The sequence below is a fragment of the Belnapia arida genome, assembly GCF_016773205.1.
In the GTDB taxonomy this organism is placed as follows: domain Bacteria; phylum Pseudomonadota; class Alphaproteobacteria; order Acetobacterales; family Acetobacteraceae; genus Belnapia; species Belnapia arida.
In genome coordinates, this window is record NZ_JAETWB010000001.1 from 978,981 (window position 1) to 1,003,238 (window position 24,258).

The following is a 24,258-nucleotide window of genomic DNA, read 5'->3' on the forward strand; positions in this document are numbered from 1 at the left end:
TTCCCCTGCTTATGCCAGCCTTCCGCGCTTCGTCCCTTCTCCGCTCGGCTTCGGCTCTGGCGGTCGCCGCCCTGGTCGGAGGGCCGGCGCTGGCCCAGCAGCAGGATCCCGGCTTCTTCATCCCCGGCGGCCAACGGCCGGCGCAGCCGCAGCCCCAGCAGCAGCGGCCTGTCCAGCCGGCACAGCAGCAGCGTCCGGCCCAGGCTCCGGCCCGGCCCAACACCCAGGCGCCGGCCCCGCTGCCGCCCGGCCAGCAACCGCCGGACGCTGTCATCGGCATCGTCGACGTGCCGGAGATCCAGCGCGTCTCCACGGCCTTCAACCAGGTGCGGGACGAGATCGAGCGGCGCCGCCAGCGCCTCAATGACGACCTCCAACGCGAGCAGAACAACTGGCGCGAGCAGCAGCAGCAACTGGCCAACCAGCGCGCGACGCTGCCGCCTGACCAGCTGCGCGAGCGCGAGCGGACCTTGCAGGACCGCATCACCGACAGCCAGCGCATCTTCCGCGAGCGTTCGCGCGCCATCGAGCAGGCGGCGCAGCAGGCACTGCAGGAGATCGAGCAGGCCCTCGGCGGCGTGATCCGTCAGGTGGCGGCGAGCCGGAAGGTGAATCTGGTGCTGCCGCGGCCGCTGGTGATCTTCAACGACCCGCCCTTCGATCTGACCGAGGAAGTGGCGCAGCAGTTCAACCGCGTGCTGCGCAGCGTGACCATGCCGCCTGATGCCACCGGCGGGGCCGAAGCTCCGGCCGCCCAGGCGCCGACCCGGCCGGCCGCGCCGGCCCCGGCGCCTGCCACGCAGCAGCGGCGCTGACCTAAGGGGGGCGGCGGTGGCGGTCGATCCGCGCTTCTTCGCCTCGGCCGGGCCGCAGGTGCTGGCCGATATCCTTCTCGCCGCCGGCGGCCAGAGCACAGGCGACCCGACCCGGTCCTTCAACGGTGTCGCGCCGTTGCAGGCGGCCGGGCCGGATGAGGTGAGCTTCCTCGACAACCGGAAATACCTGCCGGCGCTGGCCGCGACCAGGGCCGGAGCGGTGGTGCTGGCCCCGGCGCTGGCCGGTCAGGTGCCCGAAGGAATGATCGCCATCACCGCGGCTGCGCCCTACCTGACATTCGCCCGGATCGCGGCCCTTTTCCATCCGGCGCCTGCGCCGGTGCCGGGGGTGCATCCGAGCGCCGTCATCGCCGAAGACGCGGTGATCGGGGAGGGGTGCGAGATCGGGCCCTGCGCCGTGATCGGAGCCGGCGCGTGCATCGGGCGCGGCTGCATCATCGGCGCCCATGCGGTGGTTGGGCCGGGGGTGGAGCTCGGCGAGGGCTGCCGACTGCATCCGCATTGCAGCATCAGCCATGCGATCGCCGGGCGCGGGGTGGTGCTGCATCCCGGGGCGCGCATCGGGCAGGAGGGGTTCGGCTTCGCGCCGACGCCGGAGGGCGGCTTCCTGACCATGCCACAGCTCGGCCGGGTGCTGCTTGGTGACTTCTGCGAGATCGGTGCCAATAGTTGCGTCGATCGCGGCAGCCAGGGCGATACGGTCATCGGGCCGGGGTCGCGCCTCGACAACTTGGTGCAGGTCGGGCACAACGTGCGCACCGGCCGAGGCTGCATCATCGTCGGGCAGGCGGGCATTGCCGGCTCGACGGTGCTCGGCGACTATGTCCAACTCGCGGCCCAGAGTGGTATCGCTGGCCATCTCGAGATCGGCAGCGGCGCGCGGATCGGGGCGCAGGCCGGGGTCATGAACGACGTGCCTGCAAAGACCGATGTCATCGGCAGCCCGGCCTGGCCGGCGCGGGAATTCTGGCGCGCCGTGGCAGGGCTGCGCAAGCTGGGCGCAGCCCGGCAGGATGAGGGGAAGGCAGGCTAAGGCAATGGATGCGAACGAGGCAAGGGCAGCGGAGACCGCTGGTCCGGTCGGCGAGGAAGGGCGGGTCGAAGCCTTCGACATCGCGCAGATCATGCGCGCCATCCCGCACCGCTATCCCTTCCTGCTGGTGGACCGCATCGTCGAGGTGCGGAAGAACCACTCCTGCGTCGGCATCAAGAACGTCACCATCAACGAGAACTTCTTCCAGGGCCATTTCCCCGAGCATCCGGTGATGCCCGGCGTGCTGATCGTCGAGAGCATGGCGCAGACGGCGGCCGTGCTGGTGGTGGAGACGCTCGGCCCCGCCGCACGCGGCAAGCTGGTCTATTTCATGTCGGTCGAGAATGCGAAGTTCCGCAAGCCGGTGGGCCCGGGTGACCAGCTCCGCATCCATGTCAACAAGGACCGGCAGCGGGGCAATATCTGGAAATTCGCCGCCGAGGCGAAGGTGGACGGCAAGGTCGTCGCCGAGGCGACCTATACCGCCATGATTCTGGACCGCTGAACCCTTGGCGCAGATCCATTCCAGCGCGGTCGTCGCCCCCGGTGCCCGGATCGCGGACGATGTCAGCATCGGCCCCTTCTGCCAGGTCGGCCCCGAGGCGGTGCTGGAGGCAGGCGTCGAGCTCGTTTCCCATGTCGTCGTCGACGGCGCGACGCGCATCGGCGCCGGCTCCCGCATCCTGCCCTTCGCCTCCATCGGCACGCCGCCGCAGGACACCAAGTACAAAGGCGAGCCGACCCGGTGCGAACTCGGCGCCCGGACCCTGGTGCGGGAGGGCTGCACCATCCATCGCGCTTCGGTCGGCGGTGCCGGCGTCACCAGCGTTGGCGCGGGCTGCATGCTGATGGCTCAGGCTCATGTGGCGCATGACTGCGTGGTGGGGGATGGCGTCATCCTCGCCAACAACGTGATGCTGGGCGGGCATGTGCATGTCGGCGACGGCGCCTTCGTCGGCGGCGGCGCGGCGGTGCACCAGACAGTCAGGATTGGCCGGCTCGCCATGGTGAGCGGCCTCGCTGGCGTCACCAACGACATCCCGCCCTTCGGCTATGTCTTCGGCCTGCCAGCTCGGCTGGTCGGCTTCAACAAGATCGGGTTGCTGCGGCGGGGCGCGAGTCGGGAGCAGCTGCGCACCCTCCGCGTCGCCAACAACCTGCTCTTCAAGGACCCGGGTGAGTTTGCGGTGAAGCTCGCCCAGGCGGAGGAGCGCTATGCGGAGGAGCCGCTGGTGATGGAAATCATCGCCTTCATCCGCGACGCGTCCCGCCGCCGGCAGCTGGTCCGACCGGGGCGGATGGCCGCGCCGGAGCTCGGCGGTGTGGATGAGGAGAACGGGGAGGGGGCGTGACGCCCCTCGGCCTCGTCGCCGGCGGTGGATCCGTGCCGCTCCGGGTGGCCGCGGCGGCGCGGGCGGCCGGGCGGGATGTCTTTGCCGTGGTGATCGAGGGCTGGGCCGATCCGGCCGATTATGCCCATCTTCCGCATCTGGCAATCCGGCTTGGGGCTGCGGGCGAGGCCATCGAGGCGCTTCGGGCCCGGGGGATCCGCCAGCTCGTGATGAGCGGCGCGGCGAAGCGGCCCTCCTTCCTGTCCATTCGCCCGGATGTCGGCATGGCCCGGCTGCTTCTGAAGATCGGCCGCGCCGCCTGGCAGGGCGATGACGGGCTGCTGAAGGCAGTGGTGCGGGTGCTGGAGGAGGAAGGGTTCGAGATCCTCCCCGCCCAGGCGATCCTCTGCGACATCCTGCCGGAGGCGGGGCAGCTCGGCGCCGTGGCGCCGGCGCCGGCGGCCTTCGAGGACATCCGGCGCGGCATCGCCGTGGTGCGGGCGCTCGGTGCCGTCGATGTCGGCCAGGGCGCTGTGGTGCAGCAGGGCCTCGTCCTCGGCGTCGAGGCGATCGAGGGGACGGATGCGCTGCTCGCGCGTTGCGCCGGGCTCAGGCGGGAGGGGCCGGGCGGGGTGCTGGTGAAGCTAGTGAAGCCGGGGCAGGATCGGCGGGTGGACCTGCCGACGCTGGGGCCGGTGACCATCGCCGGCGCCGCCGCGGCGGGGCTCGCCGGCATTGCCATCGAGGCGGGCGGCACCATCCTGGTGGACCGGCCCGCCACCATCGCGGCCGCCGATGCGGCGGGACTCTTCCTGCTCGCCCTCCGGCCGGACAACTTCCTCAAGGAGACGACGCCATGAGCAAATTCCTGCATACGATGATCCGGGTCGGCAATCTCGACCGAAGCGTGAAATTCTACACCGAGCTGCTCGACATGAAGGAGCTGCGCCGCCGCGACGTGCCCGATGGCAAGTACACCTTGGCCTTCCTCGGCTATGGCGAGGGCAATGCCGAAGGGCAGGGCGAGATCGAGCTCACCTACAACTACGGCACGGAGACATACGAGCAGGGCAATGCCTTCGGCCACTTGGCGGTCGGCGTGCCGGATGTGGCGGCGACCTGCGAGAAGGTCCGCTCAGGTGGCGGCAAGGTGACGCGTGAGGCAGGGCCGGTGAAGTTCGGCACCACGATCATCGCCTTCGTCGAGGATCCGGACGGCTACAAGATCGAGTTGATCCAGCGCTGAGGCGGTCAGGAGAGGCTGGTCGCCCGGGCCAGCGCCTCCGCGTCGAAGGGTTTTTCCAGCCGCGGGAAGGCGCCCTCGCCCTCGCCCGGCAATTCAGCATAGCCGGTAGCCAGCAGCACCGGCAGGCCGGGCCAATCCCGGTGGATGGCATTGGCGAGCTGCACACCGGTCATTCCCGGCATGGCGTAATCGGTGATGACAAGGTCGGCGGCGCGGCCAGCGCGCAGCAGCGCCAGCGCCTCGGGGCCGGAGCTGGCTTCCAGCACGACATGGCCGAGATCCTCCAGCATGTCCCGCGTGCTGGCCAGCACCAGCGGGTCGTCATCGACCAACAGCACGCTGCGTCGTTGCGCCGGGCGCGGCGGTGCGGCAGGGGCGGGGCTGGGTGCAGCCTCCGTCGCCACCTCGGCCGGAGACAAGGGCAGCCAAAGTTCCGCTTCGGTGCCGACGCCTGGGATGCTCCGCAACAGGAAGTGCCCACCCGAGCCGAGCGCCAGCCCCTGAACCATGGGCAGGCCGAGGCCCGTGCCCTTGCCGGCAGGCTTGGTTGTGAAGAAGGGCTCGGTGGCGCGGGCAAGGGTCGCGTCATCCATTCCCTCGCCGGTATCGGTGACGGAAAGCACGACATAGGGGCCGGGCGGCAGCGCCTCCGCCTCCGGCTCGGCAACCCGGCCGGTGATGGTGATGGTGCCGCCCGCAGGCATGGCGTCGCGGGCATTCACCACCAGATTGAGCAGGGCGAGTTCCAGCTGGTTGGCATCCACCTGCACTGCGGGCAGATTCGGCGGCAGGCGAAGCTGGAACCGGATGGCGGCGCTCAGGGAGTTGCGCAGCAGGTCGCTCATGCCGCGGACCAGCCGATGCAGCTCCACCCGCTCCGGCCGGCTCGGCTGGCGGCGGCCGAAGGCGAGGAGGCGGCGGGTCAGGCCGGCGCCGCGCTCCGCCCCGGCCAGCGCGTTCTCGATGAGCTGCCGGGCCTTGGCATCCTCGGGCGCGAGGCGCTTGCGCAGCAGCTTCAGGCTGCCGAGCACGGCCATCAGCAGGTTGTTGAAGTCATGTGCGATGCCACCGGTGAGCTGGCCTACCGCCTCCATCTTCTGGGCATGGACGAGGTTGGCCTCCGTCGCCCGGCGCTCGGCGATCTCGGCGTTGAGGCGGGCCTGAAGGGCAACGAGGTCGATCTGAAGGCGGATCATCGCATCGAACTGCCGGCTGGAGCGCAGCGCGGTCAGGCTGAGCGCGAGGAGGAAGCTGAGCAGCAGCAGGGCCTCGGCGTGGTGGCGCGGTCCTTCTCCGAAGGCGATGCGCAGCACCAGGGGCAACCCGGCCGGCAGCAGGAAAGCGAGCACGGTCGGAAAATGCGGGTAATGCAGTGCCGCGCTGCCGGCGCACATGCCGCCGATCAGGAAGATCCAGAACAGCTGGTAACCCTCGGAGGCCGGCATCAGCCAGAGGGCGCCGAGACCCCAGCCGAGGCCGCTCGCAGCGGTGCCGGCGAGCGCCGCCCAGGCGCGGCGCGGACTCTCCGGCCCGCCGCTCCGCCCGACCAGGAAGCGGAAGCCGGTGATGGCGAGCATGACGGCGAACCAGGCGAAGGCCTCTGCCTGGCCAAGGTCAAGCGCCAGCAGGATGGTGGTGATCGCGGCATTGCCGAGCGTCGCAACCAGGGCGAAGGGCAGCTGCGCGCGGACCGCCTTCAACCGCTCGGCCTGGAGGTCCGGCGTTTTTGCCATCAGCCCGTACCAGCGGTCGAGGGATGCATGGCGCCCCGCGCTTGTTCTCCCTTCATGGTAGCCGCCGCGCCGCTCCATTGCGAGGCCGCGCCAAAATCCGTGATCTTGGGTCTGCCTTGCCGCTGCCCTGACCGGCCCCTACACCCCGGGGCCGAGACAAGGGGGACCTGCTCTGCCGATGCCCGCTGATCCTTTCGGCCTCCTCCGCGACCTGGCGGAGATGCCCGAGCGCGGCTTACGCAACCTGATTGGCCAGCCGCGCATCCGCCTGGCGGTCACCGGCCTCACGCGGGCTGGGAAGACTGTCTTCCTCACCGCCATGGTCGCCAACCTCCTAGCGGCAGGGCGGGGGCGGCGGACGCTGCCGCAGCTGGAGCAGGCGGCGGGAGGACGGCTGCGCGGGGTTCGACTGGTGCCCTCTGCGAGCGAGGCCTTGCCGCGCTTCGATGTGGAGGCGCATCTGGCAGCGCTGGCAGCCGATCCGCCGGCCTGGCCGGGGCGGACGGATGATCTTTCCACCCTGGAAGTGACCCTGGATCTGGAGCGCGGCAGCAGCCTCGGCAGCCTGCTGGGCGGGCTGATCGGGCGGCGGACGGTGACGCTGGAACTGCTCGACTATCCGGGCGAATGGCTGCTCGACCTGCCGATGCTCGACCAAGACTATGCGGAGTGGTCGGCCGAGGCCTTGCGGCGGCTGCGCCGGGCGGAGGCCTCGACGGCAGCGCATGAGTTCCTGGCCTGGGCGGAGGCGCTGCCCGCCGGGACTGCGGCGGATGAGGCGCTGGCACGACGCGGCCATGCGCTCTACCGCGATGCCCTGCGGGAGTGCCGGGACCGGCTCGGCTTCCGCTTCCTCCAGCCCGGACGGGTGCTCAATCCGGGGCCACGCGGTGAGACGCCGCTGCTTTGGTTCTTCCCCCTGCCGCATCCACGGGGCGGCGGGCTGGCCGGGCTGCTGGCGGAGCGGCACGCTGCCTATGTCGCGGCGCAACGGGCGGATTTCTTCGAGCCCTTCTTCCGCCGCTTCGACCGGCAGGTGGTATTGGTCGATGTGCTCGGCGCGCTCCATGCCGGGCAGGCCGCCTTCGAGGATACGGCGGAGGCGCTCGCGGCCATCGCCGGTGCCCTGCGCCATGGCGGCGGTTGGCTGGACTGGCTGACCGGGGCCGGCATCAGCCGCATCGCCTTCGCCGCCACCAAGGCCGACCATGTGCCGGCCCGGCAGCGGGATGCGCTGGCGGCGCTGCTCGGGCATCTGGTCGCCGGGCCGCAAGGAAGGGCAGGCGAGGCAGGCGTGCCGACCAGCGTGCACGCCCTCGCTTCGCTTCGCTGCACGCAGGATGACGTGGCGATGCTGGACGGCCGCCCGGTTGCCGCGGTGCGCGGGTTGCTGCTGGCGAACGGGCGGAGCGCCAAGGTCTATCCTGGTGAGATTCCCCTGAGGCCGCCCGAGCCGGGCTTCTGGGAGCATGGCTTTTTCGAGATGCCGGAATTCCAGCCTCCGCGGCTGGACGCGGCGGGCGGCTCTGGCGTTCCGCATCTCGGCCTGGATGCGCTGCTGGCGGCGCTGATCGGAGATCTGTTGTGAGCGATTCGCCCAAGGGCCCGCGGGTGATCCTGGAGGAGCCGGCGCCGCGGCTCGACTTCCAGTGGGAACAGGCGGTTGTGCCGGTGGCGGTGCCGGCCCCGCGCGCCCGCTGGTCCGGGCTCGGACGGGTGGCGGCGGGGGCGGCGGTGCTTGGCCTTGGCTTGGCGGCGCTGGATGCGGCAAATTTCGTTGTCGACCAGTTCGGCCGGGGGCCGGTGCAGGGCTGGGCGACGCTCGGCGTGGTGGGAGTCGGCTTCGGCCTGCTGGCGGGTGGCGCCTGGCGCGAGTTGCGGAGCCTTGCCGCACTCCGGGCGGTGGACCGCGCGCGGGTGGCCTTTGCCCGGCAGGACCTGGAGACGGCACGGGCCGAGGCGTTGCGCTGGGCGGGTGGCGTCGCCGAAGCGGCGAGCCTGCAACCCGCCCTGCGCCAGGCGGGCAGCACGGAGGAACTGCGCGCGTTGCTGGAGGGCGGCCCGCTGCGGCTGCTGGATGCGGAGGCGGCGGGGCTCGGCCGGGTGGCGGCGGTGCAGGCCTTCTCGATCACCGCCATCAGCCCCTCGCCGGGGCTGGATGCGCTGGTCTTCGCCTGGCGCGGGGTGCGGCTGGTGCGGCAGGTGGCGGCGCTGCACGGGCTGCGGCCAGGCCTTGCCGGGACCTTTGCCCTGCTGCGGCGGACGCTGTTCGACGCTGCGACCGTTGCCGCGACGGATGTGGCGGTGGATGCGGCAGCGCGGGCGCTGCTCTCCAACAAGCTGCTGGAGCAGTTCGCCGGGGAGGCTGCGGCCGGGGCGGTGGCGGCACGGCGGATGTTGCGCCTCGCCCGCGTCGCGGCGGAAGCCTGCCGGATCGTGCCGCCGCTGCGCTGACTATCCCTCGACCGACAGCAGCTTGTCCCGCAGCGCGATGACGCGCTGCTTCAGGTCGTGGACGGCCTGCATGTCGCCGCCGAAAACGTGCTCCACCCAGTCCGGATGCAGCTCGCAGGCCTTGTCATGCAGGGTGCGGCCCTGCTCGGTCAGGCGGATGCGCACCTGCCGCTCATCCTCGGTGTCCCGCTCGCGGCGGATGTAGCCGAGCGCCTCCAGCCGCTTCAACATCGGCGTCAGCGTGCTCGATTCGAGGTAGAGCTTGTCGCCGATGGCGCTGACCGTGCGGTTGTCCTCCTTCCACAGAACGATCATGACAAGGTACTGCGGGTAGGTGAGGCCGATCTTCTCCAGCATCGGCTTGTTCGCGCGCCCCATCGCCTGCGCGGTGGAGTGCAGGGCGAAGCAGAGGAACTCGTTCAGATCCAGGCTCGGGCTGGTCGGTGTCGATTCGCTCATGGCTGCATCCCCATCTGACGTTTGTCCCTTACCTCACCAAATGAATATCGCGCGATTTAATCGTACATGAAAGACCTGCATGGCCGACATGCGGATATGTCTATCGCGCACGACCTAATCGCCCGCTACATAGCCTCCCAACAGGGCGCCGGTGGTCGGTGCCCGAAGGAGACGAAACCATGTTCCGCAACGCACTAATTGCCTCCGCGATGCTGTTCGGCACGGCCGGTGCCGCGCTGGCCCAGGACAATGGCCCCCGGCTGATCGGTGGCGGCGCCGATGGCGGCCCCCGGGTCGTGTATGCCGAGCCCAGCCAGAACGTCGTCGGCGGCGGCTATGCCCGCATCACCGGCGAAGCCAGCAACCGCAGCGTCGCCTATGCGGGCCCGACCACGGGCCAGGCTGTGACGGGCTATGTCGCCCAGCTCGTGGGCGGTGGCCGTGAGCAGGCACTGGTTTACGCCCCGGCGCAGTCCGGCAGCCCGACCCTGGCCGCCCAGACGACCGACCGCATCGGCGGCTGACCTTGCTCCCGCGGCGCCTCCAAGAGGCGCCGCGGAGCCTCATCCCTCCAGCCTGACATTGGCGATGCGGGCTACCTCGCGCCATTGCGCGATCTCCCGCCGCACGAAATCCCCAAATTCTTCCGGCGTGCCCGGCGCCGGCGTGCCGCCGAGCTCAATGAAGCGCGCCTGCATCGCCGGCTGACGCAGGACGGCGCCGAGATCAGCGTTCACCTTCTGGACAATCTCCACCGGCGTCCCGGCCGGGGCGCAAAGCCCGGTCCAGCCATAGGCGCCGTAGCCGGGCGCTACCGTCTCGGCGATGGTCGGCACCTCCGGCAGCTGCGGCGCGCGGTCCGGCGTGGTGACGGCGATGGGGACGACCTTCCCCGCCTGGATGTGCGGCAGGGCGGAAGCGACGCTGTCGAACATCAGCTTGACGTTGCCTGAGAGCAGGTCGGCCATGGCCGGCCCGCTGCCGCGGTAATGCACCATGTTCACCCGGATGCCGGTTCGGTGCACGAAGAGCTCCGCCGACATGTGTTGGCTGGTCGCCGGCCCCGCCGTCGCCACGTCGATCGCCCCGGGCGCGGCCTTGGCCGCTGCCACGACCTCGGCTGCTGTGCGCATCCTGAGCGAAGGGTGCGCCACGATCAGCAGCGGCAGCACCACGACATTGCTGACGAATGCGAAGTCCCGCTCGGCATCATAGGGGATGCGCGGCAGCACGGAGGGATTGACGCCGAGCGTCCCCGATGTGCCCGCCGTCAGCGTATAGCCATCCGGTGCCGCCCGCGCCCCGGCCTCGAGTGCTGGCGCTCCGGCGCCGCCGCCGCGGTTTTCGATGACGACGCGCTGAGGCCAGCGGCGCGAGAGCTCGTCGGCATAGAGCCGGGTGAAGATGTCGGCCGCCTGGCCGGGCGGGAAGGGCACGATGATCCGCACCGGCTTGTCCGGCCAGGCCGGCTGTGCGCGGGCGATGCCCGGCAGCAGGGCGGCTGCCCCGAGCAGGCGGCGTCGCGTGGCCTGCGGCATGGTCTGTCCCTCCCTCGGTCTTTCCCGCAGGATGCCGCCAAAGCAGCGGGAAGGGAAAGCGCATGGCCGCCAATTCGGTACGGATCGCGGTGCTGCCGGGTGACGGCATCGGCACGGAAGTGACCGATGCGACGCTCGCGGTTCTGGAGCCCCTGGCACGGCGCCACGGCATCGGCCTCTCGACCGAAGCGTTGCCGGCCGGCGCCTTTCACTACCAGTCAACTGGCGAGGCTTTCCCCGAAGCCAGCTTCCGCGCTGCCGAGGCGGCCGATGCCATCCTGCTCGGCGCCATGGGCTGGCCCGGCATCCGCCAGGCGGACGGGACGGAGATCGCGCCGCAACTCGACCTCCGCTTCCGCCTCGGCCTCTATGCCGGGGTGCGGCCGGTGCGCGCCATCCCCGGCGTGCCAGTCGCCCTGGCCGACCCCCGCGCCCAGGGCATCGACTTCGTCCTGGTCCGGGAGAGCACCGAGGGGCTGTTCCATTCACGCGGCACCGGGCTGGTGACGGAGGACCGGGCGGAGGAGACGCTTCGCATCACCCGCGCCACGACGGAGAAGCTCTCCCGCTTTAGCTTCCGCCATGCCGAGCGACGGGCGGCACGGCTCGGCCGCCCTGGACGCGTCACCCTGGTCGACAAGGCAAATGTCTTCCGCGCCTTCGCCTTCATGCGCGCGGTCTTCGACGGCGTCGCCGCGGAATTCCCCGGCGTCGACAGTGGGCACCACTATGTCGACGCCATGGCGCTCGACTTGGTGCGGCGCCCCTGGGCTTTCGACGTGCTGCCGACCGAGAACATGTTCGGCGACATCCTCTCCGACCTGGCCGCCGGGCTGGTGGGCGGGATGGGCTTCTCGCCCTCGGCCGATATCGGCGACGAGCATGCGGTTTTCCAGCCGGCGCATGGCACGGCGCCCGACATTGCCGGGCAGGGCATCGCCAACCCGACGGCCATGCTGCTCTCGGCGGCGATGATGCTCGACTGGCTCGCCAGCCGCGGCGCCGGCGAAGCCTTCGCGGAGGCGGGGGCGGAACTGGAGGGGGCGGTGAATGCCGCCTTCGCCGCGGGGCTGCGCACCGCGGATATCGGCGGGGACGACGGCACCGCCGCGGTGGTGCGGGCCGTCACGGAGCGGCTCGGCCGGTGATCTCCCGCCGCGCCCTGCTGGAAGGCGCTGCGGCGGCCGGCGGGACGCGGGCAGCGGTCGCGGTGCTCGCCGCGCTCGGCGGGTTGCCGGCGGTGCCGGCCGCCGCCGCGCCGCCCGCCCTGCCGCGGGACGGGCGGCGGGTGCTCGTGGTCGGCGCCGGCATCGCCGGGCTGGTTGCGGCATTGGAGATGCGGCGGGCCGGCTGGTCGGTGCGGGTGCTGGAGGCCGCCCCACAAGCCGGCGGCCGCTGCACGACGCTGCGCTCCGGCGACGTGGTCGAGGAAGAAGGCGGGCCGGCGCAGCGCGTTACCTGGGATGCCGCGCCGCACCTCTACGCCAACCCTGGTCCGGCGCGCATCCCGCACCACCATCGCGGCATCCTGGGCTACTGCCGGACGCTTGGCGTGCCCTTGGAGGTGCTGGTCGACGAAAACCGGGCGGCGCTGCTCGCCTCCTCCGCCGGGCCGGTGCCGATGCGGCGGGTGCAGGCCGACCTGCGCGGCTTGGTCGCCGAGCTGGCGGCGAAAGGGCTGGAGCGCGGCACGGCGGAGGCGCCGCTCGGCGAGGCCGATCTCGATGCGCTGCGGGCCATGCTGCGCCGCTTCGGCGCCCTCGACCGGGACATGCGCTACAACGGCACCGCCCGCGCCGGCTGGGCAGAACCGCCTGGCGCCGGCCTCGCCCCGCCGCGCGCCATGGCGCCGCTCGACGCGCGCCTGCTGCTGGAACCGGCGCTCTGGGAAGGGGCCGCCTTCGCCGAGGGCGTCGATTATGCGGCGACCATGCTGCAGCCGGTCGGCGGAATGAACCGCATCGCCGCCGCTCTCGCCGCGGCGGTCGGCGACGCGCTGGTGACGGGGGCGGACGTGCTCTCGCTCCGCCGCACGGAATCAGGCGCGCGCGTTGCCTGGCGCGGGATGGATGGCGCGGTGCGCGAGGAGGAGGCGCCGCGCATCCTCCTCGCCCTGCCGGCGCCGGTGCTGGCGCGGCTCGACTCCGACCTCTCGGCGGAGCGCAGGGCGGGGCTCGCCGCGCTGCATCACGCTGCGGCCGCCAAGCTCGCCTTCCAATGCGAACGGCGCTTTTGGGAGGAGGATCATGCGATCTACGGCGGCATCTCCTGGATGCCGCGCGAAGCGACGCAGATCTGGTACCCGTCGCACGGCTTTCATGCCGCGAAAGGCATCCTGATCGGCGCCTATATCTGGGATGATGAGACCGGGGAGCGCTTCGGTTCCCGCAGCCCCGCCGAGCGCGCCGCCGTCATCGCGGCCGATGGCGAGGTGCTGCATCCGGGCCTCGGGCGCGAGGTTGCGGCGCCGGTATCGATCGCCTGGCGGCGCATGCCGCGGGCGCGTGGCGCCTGGGCGGAGTGGACGGCGGAGCAGCGGCGCAGCCTCTACCCGCTGCTGCGCGCCCCGGAGGGCCCGTATCACTTCGCCGGAGAATATCTCTCCTGGTTCACCGGCTGGCAGGAAGGCGCAGTGCTCTCCGCCTGGGCCGCACTGGAAGGGATGGCCTAGAAATCCACGCTGAGGATCACCTTGCCGAGCCAGCGGTCGCTCGCATGGGTCAGCCCGTGGCCGAGGCCGAAATGCACGGCGAAGCGGTTGCTGATCTTGATGTCCGTCGTGACGAAGAGCTGATGCCCCTGCTGCGGCAATCCCTCGCCCCGGCTGATACGGCCGAAATCCATGTAGTGCTCCAGCCCGAGCCAGACGATCGGCGCCACCTGCCGCACGCCGCGCACCGAGGGCACGAAGACCGGGCCGCCCTGGCCGAGCGGGAAAACCACGGACGGATTGAGGATGAGCTGCCAGGGCCCGCTGCGCATGTCGATGATGGGCCGCAAGGTCAAGGCCAGATTGGATTCGGCGAAGCGAGTCGACTGGTGGCCGATCTCGATATCCATGCCATAGGCAAAGGGCCGGGTGTCGGCGCCCGGGCTGATGAAGCTGTTGCGCAGCTTGAACCCGCCGCCATAGGTGTCGCCGGAGAATTCGCGCGCGACCGGCAGCAGCAGCGCCACCTCGTGCCAGGGTGCGGTGGCGAAGCCGAGCTCCGCCGTCGCCAGCAGCCCGTTGCGGGGCGCCCCGTCGCCGAGCCGGCCGCGGCGACCGGCATTGAAATGGATGTTGATGTCGGGCACGCCCTGTTCGGCAATGCGCCCGTCATAAACCTGGAATTCGTCGAAGCCGGCGGCGCCGGCGGGCGACGCCAGCAGCAGCGCGGCGAGGGCGAGGGCAAGCCGCTTCATCGCGCGGCCGGGGCGATCACCGCCCATGTCGTCGTCACATGCACGGCAACCTCCTCGCTGTCCTCCGCACGGATCATGATCTCGCCGAAGACCATGCGCCTGCCGCGCTTGACGAGCCGCGCCTCGGCCAGCACCGGGCCGCTGCCGGCGGGGCGGAGGAAATTCACCGTCATGGTGGATGTGACGCTGTTATCGCGCCCGTCATTCACCGAGAGCAGCGCCGCCCACATGGCCACATCCGCAAGCCCCATCAGCGCCGGGCCGGAGAGCGTGTCGCCCGGCCGCAGCAGCCGCGCCGAGGCGGGCAGGCGCAGCAGGGCGCGGCCGCCCTCGGCCTCGAGCAATTCGACGCCCCAGTCCTCGGCGAGCGGCACGCCGCGACGGATCACGGCGAGCATGGTGTCGAGATCCATCAGCGTCCTTCCAGCACGCGGCCGATACAGGGATTGCGGCCCATCCAGTAGCAGAGCTCCGCCGGCCGGGCGATGCGATAGAGCGCGAGGTCGCAGCGCAGCCCCGGCGCCAGCCGCCCTCGGTCATCGAGCCCCAGCGCCGCCGCCGCCTCGACCGTCGCGCCGCGCAGCGCCTCGGTGACTGTGAGGCGATAGAGCGTGCAGGCGAGGTTCAGCATCAGCAGCAGGGAGAGGGCAGGGGAGGAGCCCGGATTCATGTCCGTGCTGACCGCCATCCGTACCCCCGCCGCCCGCATCGCGCCGATATCGGGGATGCGCGTCTCGCGGAGGAAGAGCGTCGCCCCCGGCAGCAGCACGGCGACCGTCCCGGCCCGTCCCATGGCAGTGAGCCCTGCCGCATTCGCATGCTCCAGGTGATCGACCGAGAGCGCGCCGCATTCCGCGCCGAGCGCCGCGCTGCCCATGTCGCCATGCTGGTCGCCATGCAGCTTCACCGGCAGCCCGGCACGCCGGGCGGCGCCGATCACCAGCCTCGCATCCTCGCTGTCGAAAGCGAGCGGATCGTGGAAGATATCGACCGCATCGGCGAGGCCCTGGGCCGCGGGCACCATCGCCTCGGCGACGAGGCGCGCATACTCGGCCCGGCGGCCGGCGAATTCCGGCGGCACCGCATGCGCCGCGAGCAGCGTCGTCCGCACCACGACGGGCAGCGCCTCGGCCAGGCGCCGGGCGGCGCGGAGCTGGCGCAGCTCCGCCTCCTGCTCCAGCCCATAGCCGGACTTGATCTCGATGGTGGTGACGCCCTCCGCCATCAGCGCCTCGGCGCGCGGCAGGGCGACCGCGAGCAGCTCCTCCTCGCCCGCCGCCCGCGTCGCGCGGACGGTCGAGAGGATGCCGCCACCCTCCTTCAGGATCGCCTGATAATCCTCGCCGGCAAGCCGCCGCTCGAACTCGTCCGCGCGGTCGCCGCCGAAGACGAGATGCGTGTGGCAGTCGATCAACCCGGGCAGGATCCAGGCGCCGCCGCAATCCGTGGTCTCGATCCCGCCGGCGGGCAAGGCGGCACGGGGTCCCAGCCAGGCGATGCGGCCGTCCTTCGCGGCGATCGCACCGTCCTCGACGAGGCCGAGATCTGTGCCCTGCATCGTCGCCAGGTGGGCGTTCAGCCAGACGCGGTCGAACATCAGGCGATCTCTACCAGGTCGGCGAAACGGCCGCGCTCGACCAGCGCCTTCACGGCGGCAATGTCGGGCGCCATGGCGCGGTCCGCATCCCAGGCGGCGGCGGCGCCCCGCACCAGCCCATGCGCCGCCTCAATCGAGGCGGCGCTTTGCAGCGGGCGGTGGAATTCGAGTCCCTGCGCCGCGGCCAGCAACTCGATCGAGAGGATGCCGGCCAGGTTGTCCGCCATGTCATGCAGGCGGAGCGCGGCGCCGGTCGCCATGCTGACATGGTCCTCCTGATTGGCGCTGGTCGGGATGCTGTCGGTGCTGCGCGGCACGGCCAGTGCGCGGTTCTCCGCAGTGAGCGCGGCGGCCGTGACCTGCGCGATCATGAAGCCGGAATTCACGCCGCCGTCGCGAACGAGGAAGGCCGGCAGGCCGGACAGCACCGGGTCGGTCAACAGGGCAATGCGCCGCTCGCTGATGGTGCCGAGTTCGGCGAGCGCCAGCGCCATGGTATCGGCGGCGAAGGCCACCGGTTCCGCATGGAAATTGCCGCCCGAAAGCACCTCGCCATCGATGACCAGCGGATTGTCGGTGACGGCGTTGGCCTCGCGCTCCAGTACTGCTGCGGCCTGCGCGAGCAGATCGAGGCAGGCGCCGGCGACCTGCGGTTGGCAGCGCAGCGAATAGGGGTCCTGCACGCGCGGGTCGCCCTCGCGGTGGCTCTCGCGGATCTGGCTGCCGGCGAGCAGGTCGCGCAGCGCCGCCGCCACGCGGATCTGTCCCGGCTGGCCGCGCAGCGCATGGATGCGTGCATCGAAGGGCGTGTCGCTGCCGCGTGCCGCATCGACCGACATGGCGCCGGCAACGAGCGCTGTCCGCAGCAGATCCTCCGCGGCGAAGAGGCCGGCAAGCGCCAGCGCGGTGCTTACCTGCGTGCCGTTGAGCAGCGCCAGCCCCTCCTTCGGGCCGAGGGCGAAGGGCGCGAGCCCAGCCGCCGAGAGGGCCTCCGGCCCTCGCAGGATTCGCTCGCCCTGGAAGGCCTCGCCCTCGCCGATCAGCAGCAGTGCCATATGGGCGAGCGGTGCCAGGTCACCCGACGCGCCGACCGAGCCGCGGGCCGGGATGGCGGGCAGGATATCGGCCGCGAGCAGGGCCAGCAGCGCCTCGATCACCGCCGGCCGGATGGCAGAGGCGCCGCGCGCCAGCGAGGCCGCCTTCAGCCCGAGCACCAGCCGCACCACCGGCGCCGGCAGCAGCGGTCCGGTGCCGGCGGCGTGGCTGCGGAGCAGGTTCAGCTGCAACTGGGCGAGCTGCGCCGGGCCGATCCGCGTGCCGGCCAGCTTGCCGAAGCCGGTATTGACGCCGTAGAGCGCCTCCCCGGTGGCCAGCCGGGTCTCGAGCGCGGTGACGCTCGCCTGCGCCACCGCCTGCCAGCCAGGGGAGAGCGTGAGTGCCTCGCCCTGCATCACCGCCCGCCACTGGCCGAGCCTGGCCTCGCCCGGAATGACCGTCATCGTCCCTCCTTCGGCGGATCAGCCCAGGCCCGGCAGGTCGAGCCCATGCTCCCGCGCGCAGTCGATGGCGATCTCGTAGCCCGCATCGGCATGGCGCATCACCCCCGTCGCGGGGTCGTTCCACAACACGCGCTTCAGCCGCCGCGCCGCATCCGCCGTGCCGTCGCAGACGATGACCATCCCCGCATGCTGGCTGAAACCCATCCCCACGCCGCCGCCATGATGCAGCGAGACCCATGTGGCGCCGGAGGCCGTGTTGAGCAGCGCATTCAGCAGCGGCCAGTCGGAGACGGCGTCCGAGCCGTCCCGCATCGCCTCCGTCTCGCGGTTGGGCGAGGCGACGCTGCCGGAATCCAGATGGTCCCGCCCGATGACGACGGGCCCGATCTCGCCCCGCGCCACCATCTCGTTGAAGGCGAGGCCGAGCCGGTCCCGCTGGCCGAGCCCGACCCAGCAGATCCGCGCCGGCAGGCCCTGGAAGCTGATCCGCGCGCGCGCCATGTCGAGCCAGCGATGCAGGTGCGGATCGTCCGGGATCAGCTCCCGCACCTTGGCGTCCGTCCTGTAGATGTCCTCCGGGTCGCCGGAGAGTGCCGCCCAGCGGAAGGGACCGATGCCGCGGCAGAAGAGCGGCCGGATATAGGCCGGCACGAAACCGGGGAAGCCGAAGGCGTCCGCCAGCCCCTCCTCCTTCGCCATCTGCCGGATGTTGTTGCCGTAATCGAGCACCTTGGCGCCCATCCGCTGGAAGTCGAGCATCGCCTGCACATGCCCCACCATGCTGCGCCGCGCGGCGGCGGCGACGGCGGCCGGGTCGCTCTCCCGCTTCGCCGCCCATTCCGCCAGCGTCCAGCCGGCCGGCAGGTAGCCATTGGCGGGATCGTGCGCCGAGGTCTGGTCGGTGACGATGTCCGGCACGACGCCGCGGCGGACCAGCTCCGGGAAGATCTCCGCCGCGTTGCCGAGCAGCCCGACGCTGATCGCGCGGCGCTCCGCGCAGGCGGTGCGGATCATGGCCAGCGCCTCATCGAGGTTGTCCGCCCGGTGGTCGAGATACTTCGTCTCCAGCCGCTTCTCAATGGAGGAGGGCTGGCATTCGACGGCAAGGACGGAAGCGCCGGCGAAGACGCCCGCCAGCGGCTGCGCCCCGCCCATGCCACCGAGTCCGCCGGTCAGGATCCAGCGGCCCGCGAGGTCGCCGCCGAAATGCTGCCGCCCCGCCTCGGCGAAGGTCTCGTAGGTGCCCTGCACGATGCCCTGGCTGCCGATATAGATCCAGGAGCCGGCCGTCATCTGGCCGTACATCATGAGCCCCTTGCGGTCGAGCTCCGAGAAATGCTCCCAGCTCGCCCAGCGCGGCACCAGGTTGCTGTTGGCGATGAGCACGCGCGGCGCATCCGCGTGGGTCTCGAAGACGCCGACCGGCTTGCCGGACTGCACCAGCAGCGTCTGGTCCTCGCGCAGGCGGCGCAGGACCTCGACGATGCGCTCGTAGCTGGCCCAGTCGCGCGCGGCGCGGCCGATGCCGCCATAGACGACGAGCTCGCCCGGGCGCTCCGCGACCTCGGCATCGAGGTTGTTCATCAGCATCCGCAACGGCGCTTCCGTCGTCCAGTGCAGGGCGGAGCGTTCGAGCCCGCGCGGCGCGCGGATCGCGGGGGAATTGCGGAGCCGGGAGTTCGCCAGGTCGGTCATTGCCCGATGATAAGCTGATCGGTCCTCCACGTCAGCCATCGCACGGCACGCAGCCCCGGCTTCGCCGGCGAAGATGTGCCCTGCCTCGCGCCGCAGGCGATCTGCGCCCTCGTGTTCCAAGGTAGCGAGGCAAGACGCCATCTCGGCATCGGCCCGATCCTGACCGCCTTCCCGGTCGGGCTGGCCGACCCGGCCAAAGGCGCAAGCGCAGCATTCACCGATTGGGAAAGATCCGTCTGGCGAGATCCAGCAGCAGCCAGCAGCCCATCGCCCAGGCCGCGCCGAGGCACCAGCCAGCCAGCACGTCGCTCGGCCAATGCACGCCGAGATAGACCCGGCTGCCACCGACCACCAGCGTCAGCAGCACCGCGGCGGCGAGGATGTAGCCGCGCTCCCGCCGCCGCTCCGTCCCCCCGGCCAGCAGCGCGCCGAGGGTGAGGAAGCCGACGGCCGAGAGCATGGCATGGCCGCTCGGGAAGCTGCTGGTCCCGACTTCGACCAGATGCGCGACGAGGCTTGGCCGCGGCCGGTCGAAGCCGCGCTTCAGCAGGGTGTTCAGCAACAGCCCTCCGGGCAGGGCGATGAACAGCAGGGTGACCGAGCGCCAGCGCCGCCGCAGCGCCAGCCAGCCGAGCGCCAGCAGCGAGAGCAGGCCGAGGACGGGGATGCCGCCGAGCGCGGTGAGGTCGCGCATCGTCAGCTCGAGCCAGGGCGGGCCGAGCGGGTCTGCCGGGTCGGCCGGGTTCCGCAGAGCCAGCAGCACGGCCTCGTCGATATGGCGGCCTTCGCCCTCCAGTACTTCCATCAGCTCGAGGAAGCCGAACAACCCGCCGGCGCAGACTGCGAGCGCCAGGACCGGCGCCAATTGGCCGAAGCGCAGGGGCAGGGGGCGGGGTTCGGCGGGATCGGGCATGCGGCATCGTTCCGTGATATCGATGCGCAGGCAACCTCCGGCCGCTTCGCCGGTTGCATCGCCGCAACAGGTCGAAGCCGGGACATTCCGCTAATGCAGGACCAGGGCCGTGCTCTGCTGATCGTGAACCGCCAAGCGCGCCGAGGCGCCGAGGCGGCGGAGGCAGCGCATGACGCGCTGGAAATGGCGGGCCTCGCCGTCGCCCGCTTTGAAACGCCCTCGGGCATGTCCTGCGCCGAAGCCGTCACCGCCGGCCTCGGCCGCTACGGGACCGGGGAGGGGGGGATCGACCGCATCGTCATCGGCGGCGGCGACGGCACACTGAACGCTGCAATTCCCGGCCTGCAGGAGGCGGGGCTGCCCTTCGGCATCCTCCCCCTCGGCACGGCGAACGACCTGGCGCGCAGCCTCGGCATCCCGCTTGAACTGGAGGCGGCGGCGCAGGTCATCGCCACGGAGCAGCCGCGCCCGGTCGATCTCGGCGAGGTCAACGGGCACCGCTACTTCAACGTTGCCAGCGTCGGCTTCAGCGCCGAACTGGCGGGCGAGCTGAAGGCCGAGGCGAAGCAGCGCTGGGGCACCTTCGGCTATGGCATCGCCGCCTTCCGCCTGCTGCGCCGCGCCCGGCCCTTTACCGCGACGCTGATCCATGACGGCCAGGTACGCCGGGTGAAGACCATCCAGGTCTCGGTCGGCAACGGCCGGCACTACGGCGGCGGAATGACCATCGCCGAGGATGCGCGGCCGGATGACGGCCTCTTCGACGTCTACAGCCTCGAGGTCGCGCATTGGTGGCGGCTGGTGGCGCTGATTCCCTGGCTGCGCAGCGGCACCCAGGGCCGCTGGCACGATGTCCGCGCCTTCCGCACCACGGCGCTGGAGCTCAGGACGCGAAAGCCCCGGCCGGTCAACACGGATGGCGAGCTGACGACGCATACGCCGGCCGTCTTCCGCCTGCACCGTGCCGCGCTCCGGGTCTTCGCGCCGCCGGGGTGAGGAGCCATGATGCGCCGATGCCCGACTTTCACGCTCCCGCCGCCCTGCTGCCCGATGGATGGGCGGCGGATGTCCTGGTCACCGCCGATGCCGCCGGCACCATCACCGCCGTCACCCCCGGCGCGGCGCCGGGCGGGGCGCGGCGGCTGCGCGGGGCGCTGATCCCCGGCCTGCCGAACCTCCATTCCCACAGCTTCCAGCGTGCTATGGCGGGGGCGACCGAACGGCGCAGCCCGGAGGGGCAGGACAGCTTCTGGTCCTGGCGCGAGGTGATGTACCGCTTCGGCGAGCGCCTCGGCCCGGAGGAGGCGGAGGCGATTGCTGCACAACTTCAGGTGGAGTTGCTGGAGGGCGGCTTCACCAGCCTCGCCGAATTCCACTACCTGCACCACCAGCCGGACGGGACGCCTTATACCGAACCGGCCGAGATGGCGCTGCGCAACCTCGCCGCCGCCCGCCGCACCGGCATTGGGCTGACCCTGCTGCCGGTGCTCTACCGGCATGGCGGCATTTTCGGCCGCCCTTCTGCGCCGGGGCAGCGGCGCTTCCTCAACGACCCCGATGCCTATCTGCGAATCGTCGAGGCCTGCCGCATGGCCATGGGCGACGACCCGCAGGCGGCGGTCGGCCTCGCCCCGCACAGCCTGCGCGCGGTGACGCCCGAGATGCTTGCAACGGTTGCGGCTGAGCCAGGGCCGTTGCACATCCATATCGCCGAGCAGCAGCGCGAGGTGGCGGAATGCCTGCTCGCCACCGGCGCCCGCCCGGTGCAATGGCTGCTCGACAACGCGCCGGTCGATGGGCGCTGGTGCCTGATCCACGCCACCCATATGAACCCTGCCGAGACGGCGGCGCTGGCCGCGACCGGCGCCGTCGCCGGCCTCTGCCCGACCACCGAGGCCTCGCTCGGCGACGGCTTCTTTCCGCTGCCCGCCTGGCTCGCCGCCGGTGGCCGGTTCGGGGTTGGCACCGACAGCCATGTCGGCACCGCCGCCCGCGACGAGCTCCGCCTGCTGGAGACCGGCCAGCGCCTTCTGCTGCAGTCCCGCGCCGTCGCCGCGAGCGAGGCGCTGCCGCATCCCGGCCGCTTCCTGCTGAAAGGCGCGCTGTCCGGCGGCGCCACCGCCTGCGGCCGCCCCATCGGCGCCATCGCCCCCGCCCGCCGCTGCGACCTGGTGGAACTCGATACGGACCATCCGTCGCTCGTCGGACATTCGGGCGACGGCCGGCTCGATGCCTGGGTCTTCTCCGGCGCGGCCAACCCCATCCGCACCGTCATCGTCGGCGGCAGGACCGTCGTGGAAGCCGGCCGCCACATTGCCGGCGAGGCGATCGCCGCCGCCTACGGGCAGGTTATGCACCGCCTCCTGGCCTGACGTTCCGGGTCCGCGACCCCATTTGATGGGGGATGGCCGCCCCGCTCCTCGACATCCGCCGCATCTATCTCGAACCGGCGGCTGCCGCCCTGCCGCGTGGCCAGGAAGTGCTCGCCCGCTTCCCCGCAGCCGAGCGTGTCGAGGTCGCCTCCCACTGGCGCATTCCCGAACTCCGCGAGGCCGAGCCGGAGGACTACCTCCGCCCCAAGCGCGAGGTGCTCGTCCTCGGCGTGAAGAAGGGCCTGCCCTTCCGCCCGAATGGCCGCAGCGCCGACTTCATCGCCCCTTCCAGCTCTAATGGCTGCGCCATGGCCTGCGCCTATTGCTATGTCGCCCGGCGCAAGGGCCATGCGAACCCGATCACCGTCTTCGCCAATATCGAGCAGATCCTGGCCGCCACCGCCCGCCACGCCACCAAGCAGGGGCCGAAGCCGGAGCCGAATCAGGTCGACCCGCGAGACTGGGTCTACGACCTCGGCGAGAATGGCGACCTCTCCGTCGATGCGCTGATCTCCGACAATGTCCGCGACCTCGTCGCCCTCTTCCGCACCCTGCCCAAGGCCAAGGGCAGCTTCGCCACCAAGGGCGTCACCCCAGCGCTGCTCGGCTACGACCCGCAGGGCCGCACCCGCATCCGCATGTCGCTGATGCCGCATGGCATTGCGAAGCTGCTCGACGTGCGCGCCCCCTCCATCGCCGAGCGCATGGCCTTCGTTCCCGAGTTGCACCGTGCCGGCTACGAGGTCCATCTGAACTTCTCCCCCGTCGTCCTGCACGAGGGATGGGAGGCGGAATGGACCGCCCTCTTCGCGGAACTCGACGACTTGCTGCCCGCTGCGGTGAAGCAGCAACTGGCGGCCGAGATCATTATGCTCACCCACAACGAGGCGCTGCACGACGTCAACCTCGCCTGGCACCCCAAGGCCGAGGAGATGCTCTGGCGCCCCGACATCCAAGAGGAGAAGCGCTCCGAGGCGGGCGGGGTGAACCTCCGCTACCGCACGGGTTGGAAGGGCAAGTGGCTCGCCCGCTTCCAGGCCCTCCTTGCGCAGCACATGCCCTATTGCCGGGTGCGCTATGCCTTTTGACGCCGCCCCGCCGCGCCTCTGGGTGCCGAAGCGCGTGCTGGCGACGCCCGCCGCCCTCGCCTGGCCGGAGGGCGCCGCCATGGCCGAGCGCGCCGCCGCCCTCGGCGCCGAGCTGGTGCGGCTGAAGTCGGACCGCCTTACTGGCCTTCCCGACACCTACCGCGACGCCAAAACGACCCTCGCCCTGGTCGTCGCCCCGCCCAGCAAGCGCCGCCCCCAGCCGATCCCGCCCAGCGCCGATTTCCGCTTCGACCTCGCCGCCGGCTGCCCGGCCCATTGCCAGTACTGCTACCTCGCGGGCTCGCTGGCGGGACCGCCGATCATCCGCGCCTATGCCAACCTGCCGGAGATCCTTGCCGAGCTGCCGCCGCTGCTCGGCCAGGGCCGCGTCACCTCGACCGACGCGGCGAGGGCAGGGGAGGGCACCACCTTCGAGTGTTCCTGCTACACCGACCCGTTGGCGCTCGAGCACATCACCGGCGCTCTCGCCACCGCCATCCGCCGTTTCGGCGCGTGGGAGGCGCCGGTCCAGCTCCGCTTCACCACCAAGTACGATGCGGTGGAGCCGCTGCTCGGCCTGCCGCACAACCGGCGCACGCGCATCCGCTTCTCGCTCAATGCCGCGGGGGCGGAGCGCTTCGAGGGTGGCACGCCGCGCATGCCGGCTCGCTTGGCCGCGCTACGCCGCATGGCCGAGGCCGGCTATCGCATCGGCCTCACCATCGCGCCGATCCTGCCCATCCCGGATTGGGAGATGCAATACGACCGGCTGCTCGCCGATTGCGCCACGGCGCTGGACGGCATCCCCGACCCCGACCTCACCGTCGAGCTCATCACCCACCGCTTCACCGAGTCCTCGCGTAAGATCCTGCGCGGCTGGTACCCGGGCAGCCGGCTGGAGATGGAGGATGCGAGCCGCAGCCGGAAGACGACGAAATTCGGTGGCATCAAATATGTTTTCCCGCGCGAGCAGATGGCCGCGCTCCGCCGCGGGCTTGAGGCGAGCCTCGCCCGCCACCTGCCCCAGGCCCGCCGCCTCTACTGGACCTGAGCCGCCGC

At 71.4% G+C, this 24,258-nt stretch carries 24 protein-coding genes; 15 read left to right on the forward strand and 9 right to left on the reverse strand.

The window, feature by feature from the left end:
• Positions 1 to 11: 11 nt before the first annotated feature.
• The 6 genes from JMJ56_RS04765 to gloA are packed head-to-tail and all read left to right on the forward strand — an operon-like array spanning position 12 to position 4,446.
• Complete coding sequence (locus JMJ56_RS04765) at positions 12 to 815, forward strand: OmpH family outer membrane protein (RefSeq protein ID WP_202830429.1); 804 nt, start codon at positions 12 to 14, stop codon at positions 813 to 815.
• Positions 816 to 831: 16 nt separating this feature from the next.
• Positions 832 to 1,869, forward strand: a complete 1,038-nt coding sequence (gene lpxD / locus JMJ56_RS04770) for a UDP-3-O-(3-hydroxymyristoyl)glucosamine N-acyltransferase (RefSeq protein WP_407927881.1) — start codon at positions 832 to 834, stop codon at positions 1,867 to 1,869.
• 4 nt (positions 1,870 to 1,873) lie between these two features.
• Positions 1,874 to 2,374 carry a 3-hydroxyacyl-ACP dehydratase FabZ gene (gene fabZ / locus JMJ56_RS04775; protein WP_202830431.1) on the forward strand — a complete coding sequence of 167 codons (501 nt, stop codon included), beginning with the start codon at positions 1,874 to 1,876 and terminating at the stop codon, positions 2,372 to 2,374.
• Between the two features lie 4 nt (positions 2,375 to 2,378).
• Positions 2,379 to 3,221, forward strand: a complete 843-nt coding sequence (lpxA, locus tag JMJ56_RS04780) for an acyl-ACP--UDP-N-acetylglucosamine O-acyltransferase (protein WP_202830432.1) — start codon at positions 2,379 to 2,381, stop codon at positions 3,219 to 3,221.
• Positions 3,218 to 4,060 carry an LpxI family protein gene (locus tag JMJ56_RS04785; RefSeq protein WP_202830433.1) on the forward strand — a complete coding sequence of 281 codons (843 nt, stop codon included), beginning with the start codon at positions 3,218 to 3,220 and terminating at the stop codon, positions 4,058 to 4,060. Before lpxA ends, JMJ56_RS04785 begins: the two co-directional genes overlap by 4 nt.
• Positions 4,057 to 4,446 (forward strand): lactoylglutathione lyase, encoded by a 390-nt coding sequence (gloA, locus tag JMJ56_RS04790; RefSeq protein ID WP_202830434.1) that lies wholly within the window; start codon positions 4,057 to 4,059, stop codon positions 4,444 to 4,446. The genes JMJ56_RS04785 and gloA overlap by 4 nt, the downstream gene beginning before the upstream one ends.
• A 5-nt stretch (positions 4,447 to 4,451) precedes the next feature.
• Here the strand turns inward: gloA and JMJ56_RS04795 are convergent, their stop codons facing one another.
• Positions 4,452 to 6,179 (reverse strand): response regulator, encoded by a 1,728-nt coding sequence (locus JMJ56_RS04795; protein ID WP_236037409.1) that lies wholly within the window; start codon positions 6,177 to 6,179, stop codon positions 4,452 to 4,454.
• A gap of 178 nt (positions 6,180 to 6,357) precedes the next feature.
• Here JMJ56_RS04795 and JMJ56_RS04800 point away from each other — a divergent pair, with 178 nt between their 5' ends.
• Positions 6,358 to 7,767 carry a YcjX family protein gene (locus JMJ56_RS04800; protein WP_202830436.1) on the forward strand — a complete coding sequence of 470 codons (1,410 nt, stop codon included), beginning with the start codon at positions 6,358 to 6,360 and terminating at the stop codon, positions 7,765 to 7,767.
• Positions 7,764 to 8,633 (forward strand): DUF697 domain-containing protein, encoded by an 870-nt coding sequence (locus JMJ56_RS35210; protein WP_202830437.1) that lies wholly within the window; start codon positions 7,764 to 7,766, stop codon positions 8,631 to 8,633. Before JMJ56_RS04800 ends, JMJ56_RS35210 begins: the two co-directional genes overlap by 4 nt.
• On the opposite strand, the gene JMJ56_RS04810 is transcribed toward JMJ56_RS35210, so the two are convergent.
• Entirely contained in the window at positions 8,634 to 9,092 is a 459-nt protein-coding gene (locus JMJ56_RS04810) for a MarR family winged helix-turn-helix transcriptional regulator (RefSeq protein WP_202830438.1), read from the reverse strand.
• Positions 9,093 to 9,271: 179 nt separating this feature from the next.
• Here JMJ56_RS04810 and JMJ56_RS04815 point away from each other — a divergent pair, with 179 nt between their 5' ends.
• Positions 9,272 to 9,616 carry a hypothetical protein gene (locus tag JMJ56_RS04815; RefSeq protein ID WP_202830439.1) on the forward strand — a complete coding sequence of 115 codons (345 nt, stop codon included), beginning with the start codon at positions 9,272 to 9,274 and terminating at the stop codon, positions 9,614 to 9,616.
• Between the two features lie 39 nt (positions 9,617 to 9,655).
• Here the strand turns inward: JMJ56_RS04815 and JMJ56_RS04820 are convergent, their stop codons facing one another.
• Entirely contained in the window at positions 9,656 to 10,630 is a 975-nt protein-coding gene (locus tag JMJ56_RS04820) for a Bug family tripartite tricarboxylate transporter substrate binding protein (RefSeq protein WP_202830440.1), read from the reverse strand.
• 62 nt (positions 10,631 to 10,692) lie between these two features.
• Here JMJ56_RS04820 and JMJ56_RS04825 point away from each other — a divergent pair, with 62 nt between their 5' ends.
• Together JMJ56_RS04825 and JMJ56_RS04830 are read left to right on the forward strand one after the other, a co-directional pair.
• The gene (locus JMJ56_RS04825; protein WP_202830441.1) at positions 10,693 to 11,778 is read left to right on the forward strand and encodes an isocitrate/isopropylmalate dehydrogenase family protein; all 1,086 of its coding nucleotides are present in this window, start codon (positions 10,693 to 10,695) and stop codon (positions 11,776 to 11,778) included.
• Positions 11,775 to 13,301 (forward strand): flavin monoamine oxidase family protein, encoded by a 1,527-nt coding sequence (locus JMJ56_RS04830; protein ID WP_328702271.1) that lies wholly within the window; start codon positions 11,775 to 11,777, stop codon positions 13,299 to 13,301. Before JMJ56_RS04825 ends, JMJ56_RS04830 begins: the two co-directional genes overlap by 4 nt.
• On the opposite strand, the gene JMJ56_RS04835 is transcribed toward JMJ56_RS04830, so the two are convergent.
• The 6 genes from JMJ56_RS04835 to JMJ56_RS04860 all read right to left on the reverse strand — a co-directional run bounded on the left by JMJ56_RS04835 (position 13,298) and on the right by JMJ56_RS04860 (position 19,739).
• Positions 13,298 to 14,062, reverse strand: coding sequence for a hypothetical protein (locus tag JMJ56_RS04835; protein WP_202830442.1), 765 nt, complete (start codon positions 14,060 to 14,062; stop codon positions 13,298 to 13,300). The genes JMJ56_RS04830 and JMJ56_RS04835 overlap by 4 nt on opposite strands.
• On the reverse strand, positions 14,032 to 14,448 hold the full coding sequence (locus tag JMJ56_RS04840) for a PaaI family thioesterase (RefSeq protein ID WP_202830443.1): 417 nt from the start codon (positions 14,446 to 14,448) through the stop codon (positions 14,032 to 14,034). Before JMJ56_RS04840 ends, JMJ56_RS04835 begins: the two co-directional genes overlap by 31 nt.
• Positions 14,448 to 15,632 (reverse strand): imidazolonepropionase, encoded by a 1,185-nt coding sequence (gene hutI / locus JMJ56_RS04845; RefSeq protein ID WP_202830444.1) that lies wholly within the window; start codon positions 15,630 to 15,632, stop codon positions 14,448 to 14,450. Before hutI ends, JMJ56_RS04840 begins: the two co-directional genes overlap by 1 nt.
• On the reverse strand, positions 15,632 to 17,131 hold the full coding sequence (gene hutH, locus JMJ56_RS04850) for a histidine ammonia-lyase (protein ID WP_202830445.1): 1,500 nt from the start codon (positions 17,129 to 17,131) through the stop codon (positions 15,632 to 15,634). The genes hutI and hutH overlap by 1 nt, the downstream gene beginning before the upstream one ends.
• Before the next feature lie 18 nt (positions 17,132 to 17,149).
• A complete protein-coding gene (gene hutU / locus JMJ56_RS04855) occupies positions 17,150 to 18,826 on the reverse strand; it encodes a urocanate hydratase (protein WP_202830446.1) in 1,677 nt (558 codons plus the stop codon).
• A 214-nt stretch (positions 18,827 to 19,040) separates the two neighbouring features.
• Positions 19,041 to 19,739 (reverse strand): phosphatase PAP2 family protein, encoded by a 699-nt coding sequence (locus tag JMJ56_RS04860; protein ID WP_202830447.1) that lies wholly within the window; start codon positions 19,737 to 19,739, stop codon positions 19,041 to 19,043.
• A 93-nt stretch (positions 19,740 to 19,832) separates the two neighbouring features.
• On the opposite strand from JMJ56_RS04860, the gene JMJ56_RS04865 reads away from it, so the two are divergent.
• Genes JMJ56_RS04865 through JMJ56_RS04880 form a run of 4 tightly spaced genes read left to right on the forward strand, consistent with a single transcriptional unit; the run spans position 19,833 to position 24,250 of the window.
• Positions 19,833 to 20,735, forward strand: coding sequence for a lipid kinase (locus JMJ56_RS04865; RefSeq protein ID WP_202830448.1), 903 nt, complete (start codon positions 19,833 to 19,835; stop codon positions 20,733 to 20,735).
• A 17-nt stretch (positions 20,736 to 20,752) separates the two neighbouring features.
• Entirely contained in the window at positions 20,753 to 22,111 is a 1,359-nt protein-coding gene (locus JMJ56_RS04870; RefSeq protein ID WP_202830449.1) for a formimidoylglutamate deiminase, read from the forward strand.
• 32 nt (positions 22,112 to 22,143) lie between these two features.
• The gene (locus JMJ56_RS04875) at positions 22,144 to 23,199 is read left to right on the forward strand and encodes a spore photoproduct lyase family protein (RefSeq protein ID WP_202830450.1); all 1,056 of its coding nucleotides are present in this window, start codon (positions 22,144 to 22,146) and stop codon (positions 23,197 to 23,199) included.
• Complete coding sequence (locus JMJ56_RS04880) at positions 23,189 to 24,250, forward strand: SPL family radical SAM protein (RefSeq protein ID WP_202830451.1); 1,062 nt, start codon at positions 23,189 to 23,191, stop codon at positions 24,248 to 24,250. Before JMJ56_RS04875 ends, JMJ56_RS04880 begins: the two co-directional genes overlap by 11 nt.
• Positions 24,251 to 24,258: the final 8 nt, after the last annotated feature.

Bases quoted from the DNA above. Each gene is read 5' to 3' on its own strand.
- JMJ56_RS04765 (WP_202830429.1), top strand. From the start codon at position 12: ATGCCAGCCTTCCGCGCTTCGTCCCTTCTCCGCTCGGCTTCGGCTCTG.
- fabZ (WP_202830431.1), top strand. From the start codon at position 1,874: ATGGATGCGAACGAGGCAAGGGCAGCGGAGACCGCTGGTCCGGTCGGC.
- gloA (WP_202830434.1), top strand. From the start codon at position 4,057: ATGAGCAAATTCCTGCATACGATGATCCGGGTCGGCAATCTCGACCGA.
- JMJ56_RS04795 (WP_236037409.1), bottom strand. From the start codon at position 6,179: ATGGCAAAAACGCCGGACCTCCAGGCCGAGCGGTTGAAGGCGGTCCGC.
- JMJ56_RS04800 (WP_202830436.1), top strand. From the start codon at position 6,358: ATGCCCGCTGATCCTTTCGGCCTCCTCCGCGACCTGGCGGAGATGCCC.
- JMJ56_RS04810 (WP_202830438.1), bottom strand. From the start codon at position 9,092: ATGAGCGAATCGACACCGACCAGCCCGAGCCTGGATCTGAACGAGTTC.
- JMJ56_RS04815 (WP_202830439.1), top strand. From the start codon at position 9,272: ATGTTCCGCAACGCACTAATTGCCTCCGCGATGCTGTTCGGCACGGCC.
- JMJ56_RS04820 (WP_202830440.1), bottom strand. From the start codon at position 10,630: ATGCCGCAGGCCACGCGACGCCGCCTGCTCGGGGCAGCCGCCCTGCTG.
- JMJ56_RS04825 (WP_202830441.1), top strand. From the start codon at position 10,693: ATGGCCGCCAATTCGGTACGGATCGCGGTGCTGCCGGGTGACGGCATC.
- JMJ56_RS04835 (WP_202830442.1), bottom strand. From the start codon at position 14,062: ATGGGCGGTGATCGCCCCGGCCGCGCGATGAAGCGGCTTGCCCTCGCC.
- JMJ56_RS04840 (WP_202830443.1), bottom strand. From the start codon at position 14,448: ATGGATCTCGACACCATGCTCGCCGTGATCCGTCGCGGCGTGCCGCTC.
- hutI (WP_202830444.1), bottom strand. From the start codon at position 15,632: ATGTTCGACCGCGTCTGGCTGAACGCCCACCTGGCGACGATGCAGGGC.
- hutH (WP_202830445.1), bottom strand. From the start codon at position 17,131: ATGACGGTCATTCCGGGCGAGGCCAGGCTCGGCCAGTGGCGGGCGGTG.
- hutU (WP_202830446.1), bottom strand. From the start codon at position 18,826: ATGACCGACCTGGCGAACTCCCGGCTCCGCAATTCCCCCGCGATCCGC.
- JMJ56_RS04860 (WP_202830447.1), bottom strand. From the start codon at position 19,739: ATGCCCGATCCCGCCGAACCCCGCCCCCTGCCCCTGCGCTTCGGCCAA.
- JMJ56_RS04865 (WP_202830448.1), top strand. From the start codon at position 19,833: ATGCAGGACCAGGGCCGTGCTCTGCTGATCGTGAACCGCCAAGCGCGC.
- JMJ56_RS04870 (WP_202830449.1), top strand. From the start codon at position 20,753: ATGCCCGACTTTCACGCTCCCGCCGCCCTGCTGCCCGATGGATGGGCG.
- JMJ56_RS04875 (WP_202830450.1), top strand. From the start codon at position 22,144: ATGGCCGCCCCGCTCCTCGACATCCGCCGCATCTATCTCGAACCGGCG.
- JMJ56_RS04880 (WP_202830451.1), top strand. From the start codon at position 23,189: ATGCCTTTTGACGCCGCCCCGCCGCGCCTCTGGGTGCCGAAGCGCGTG.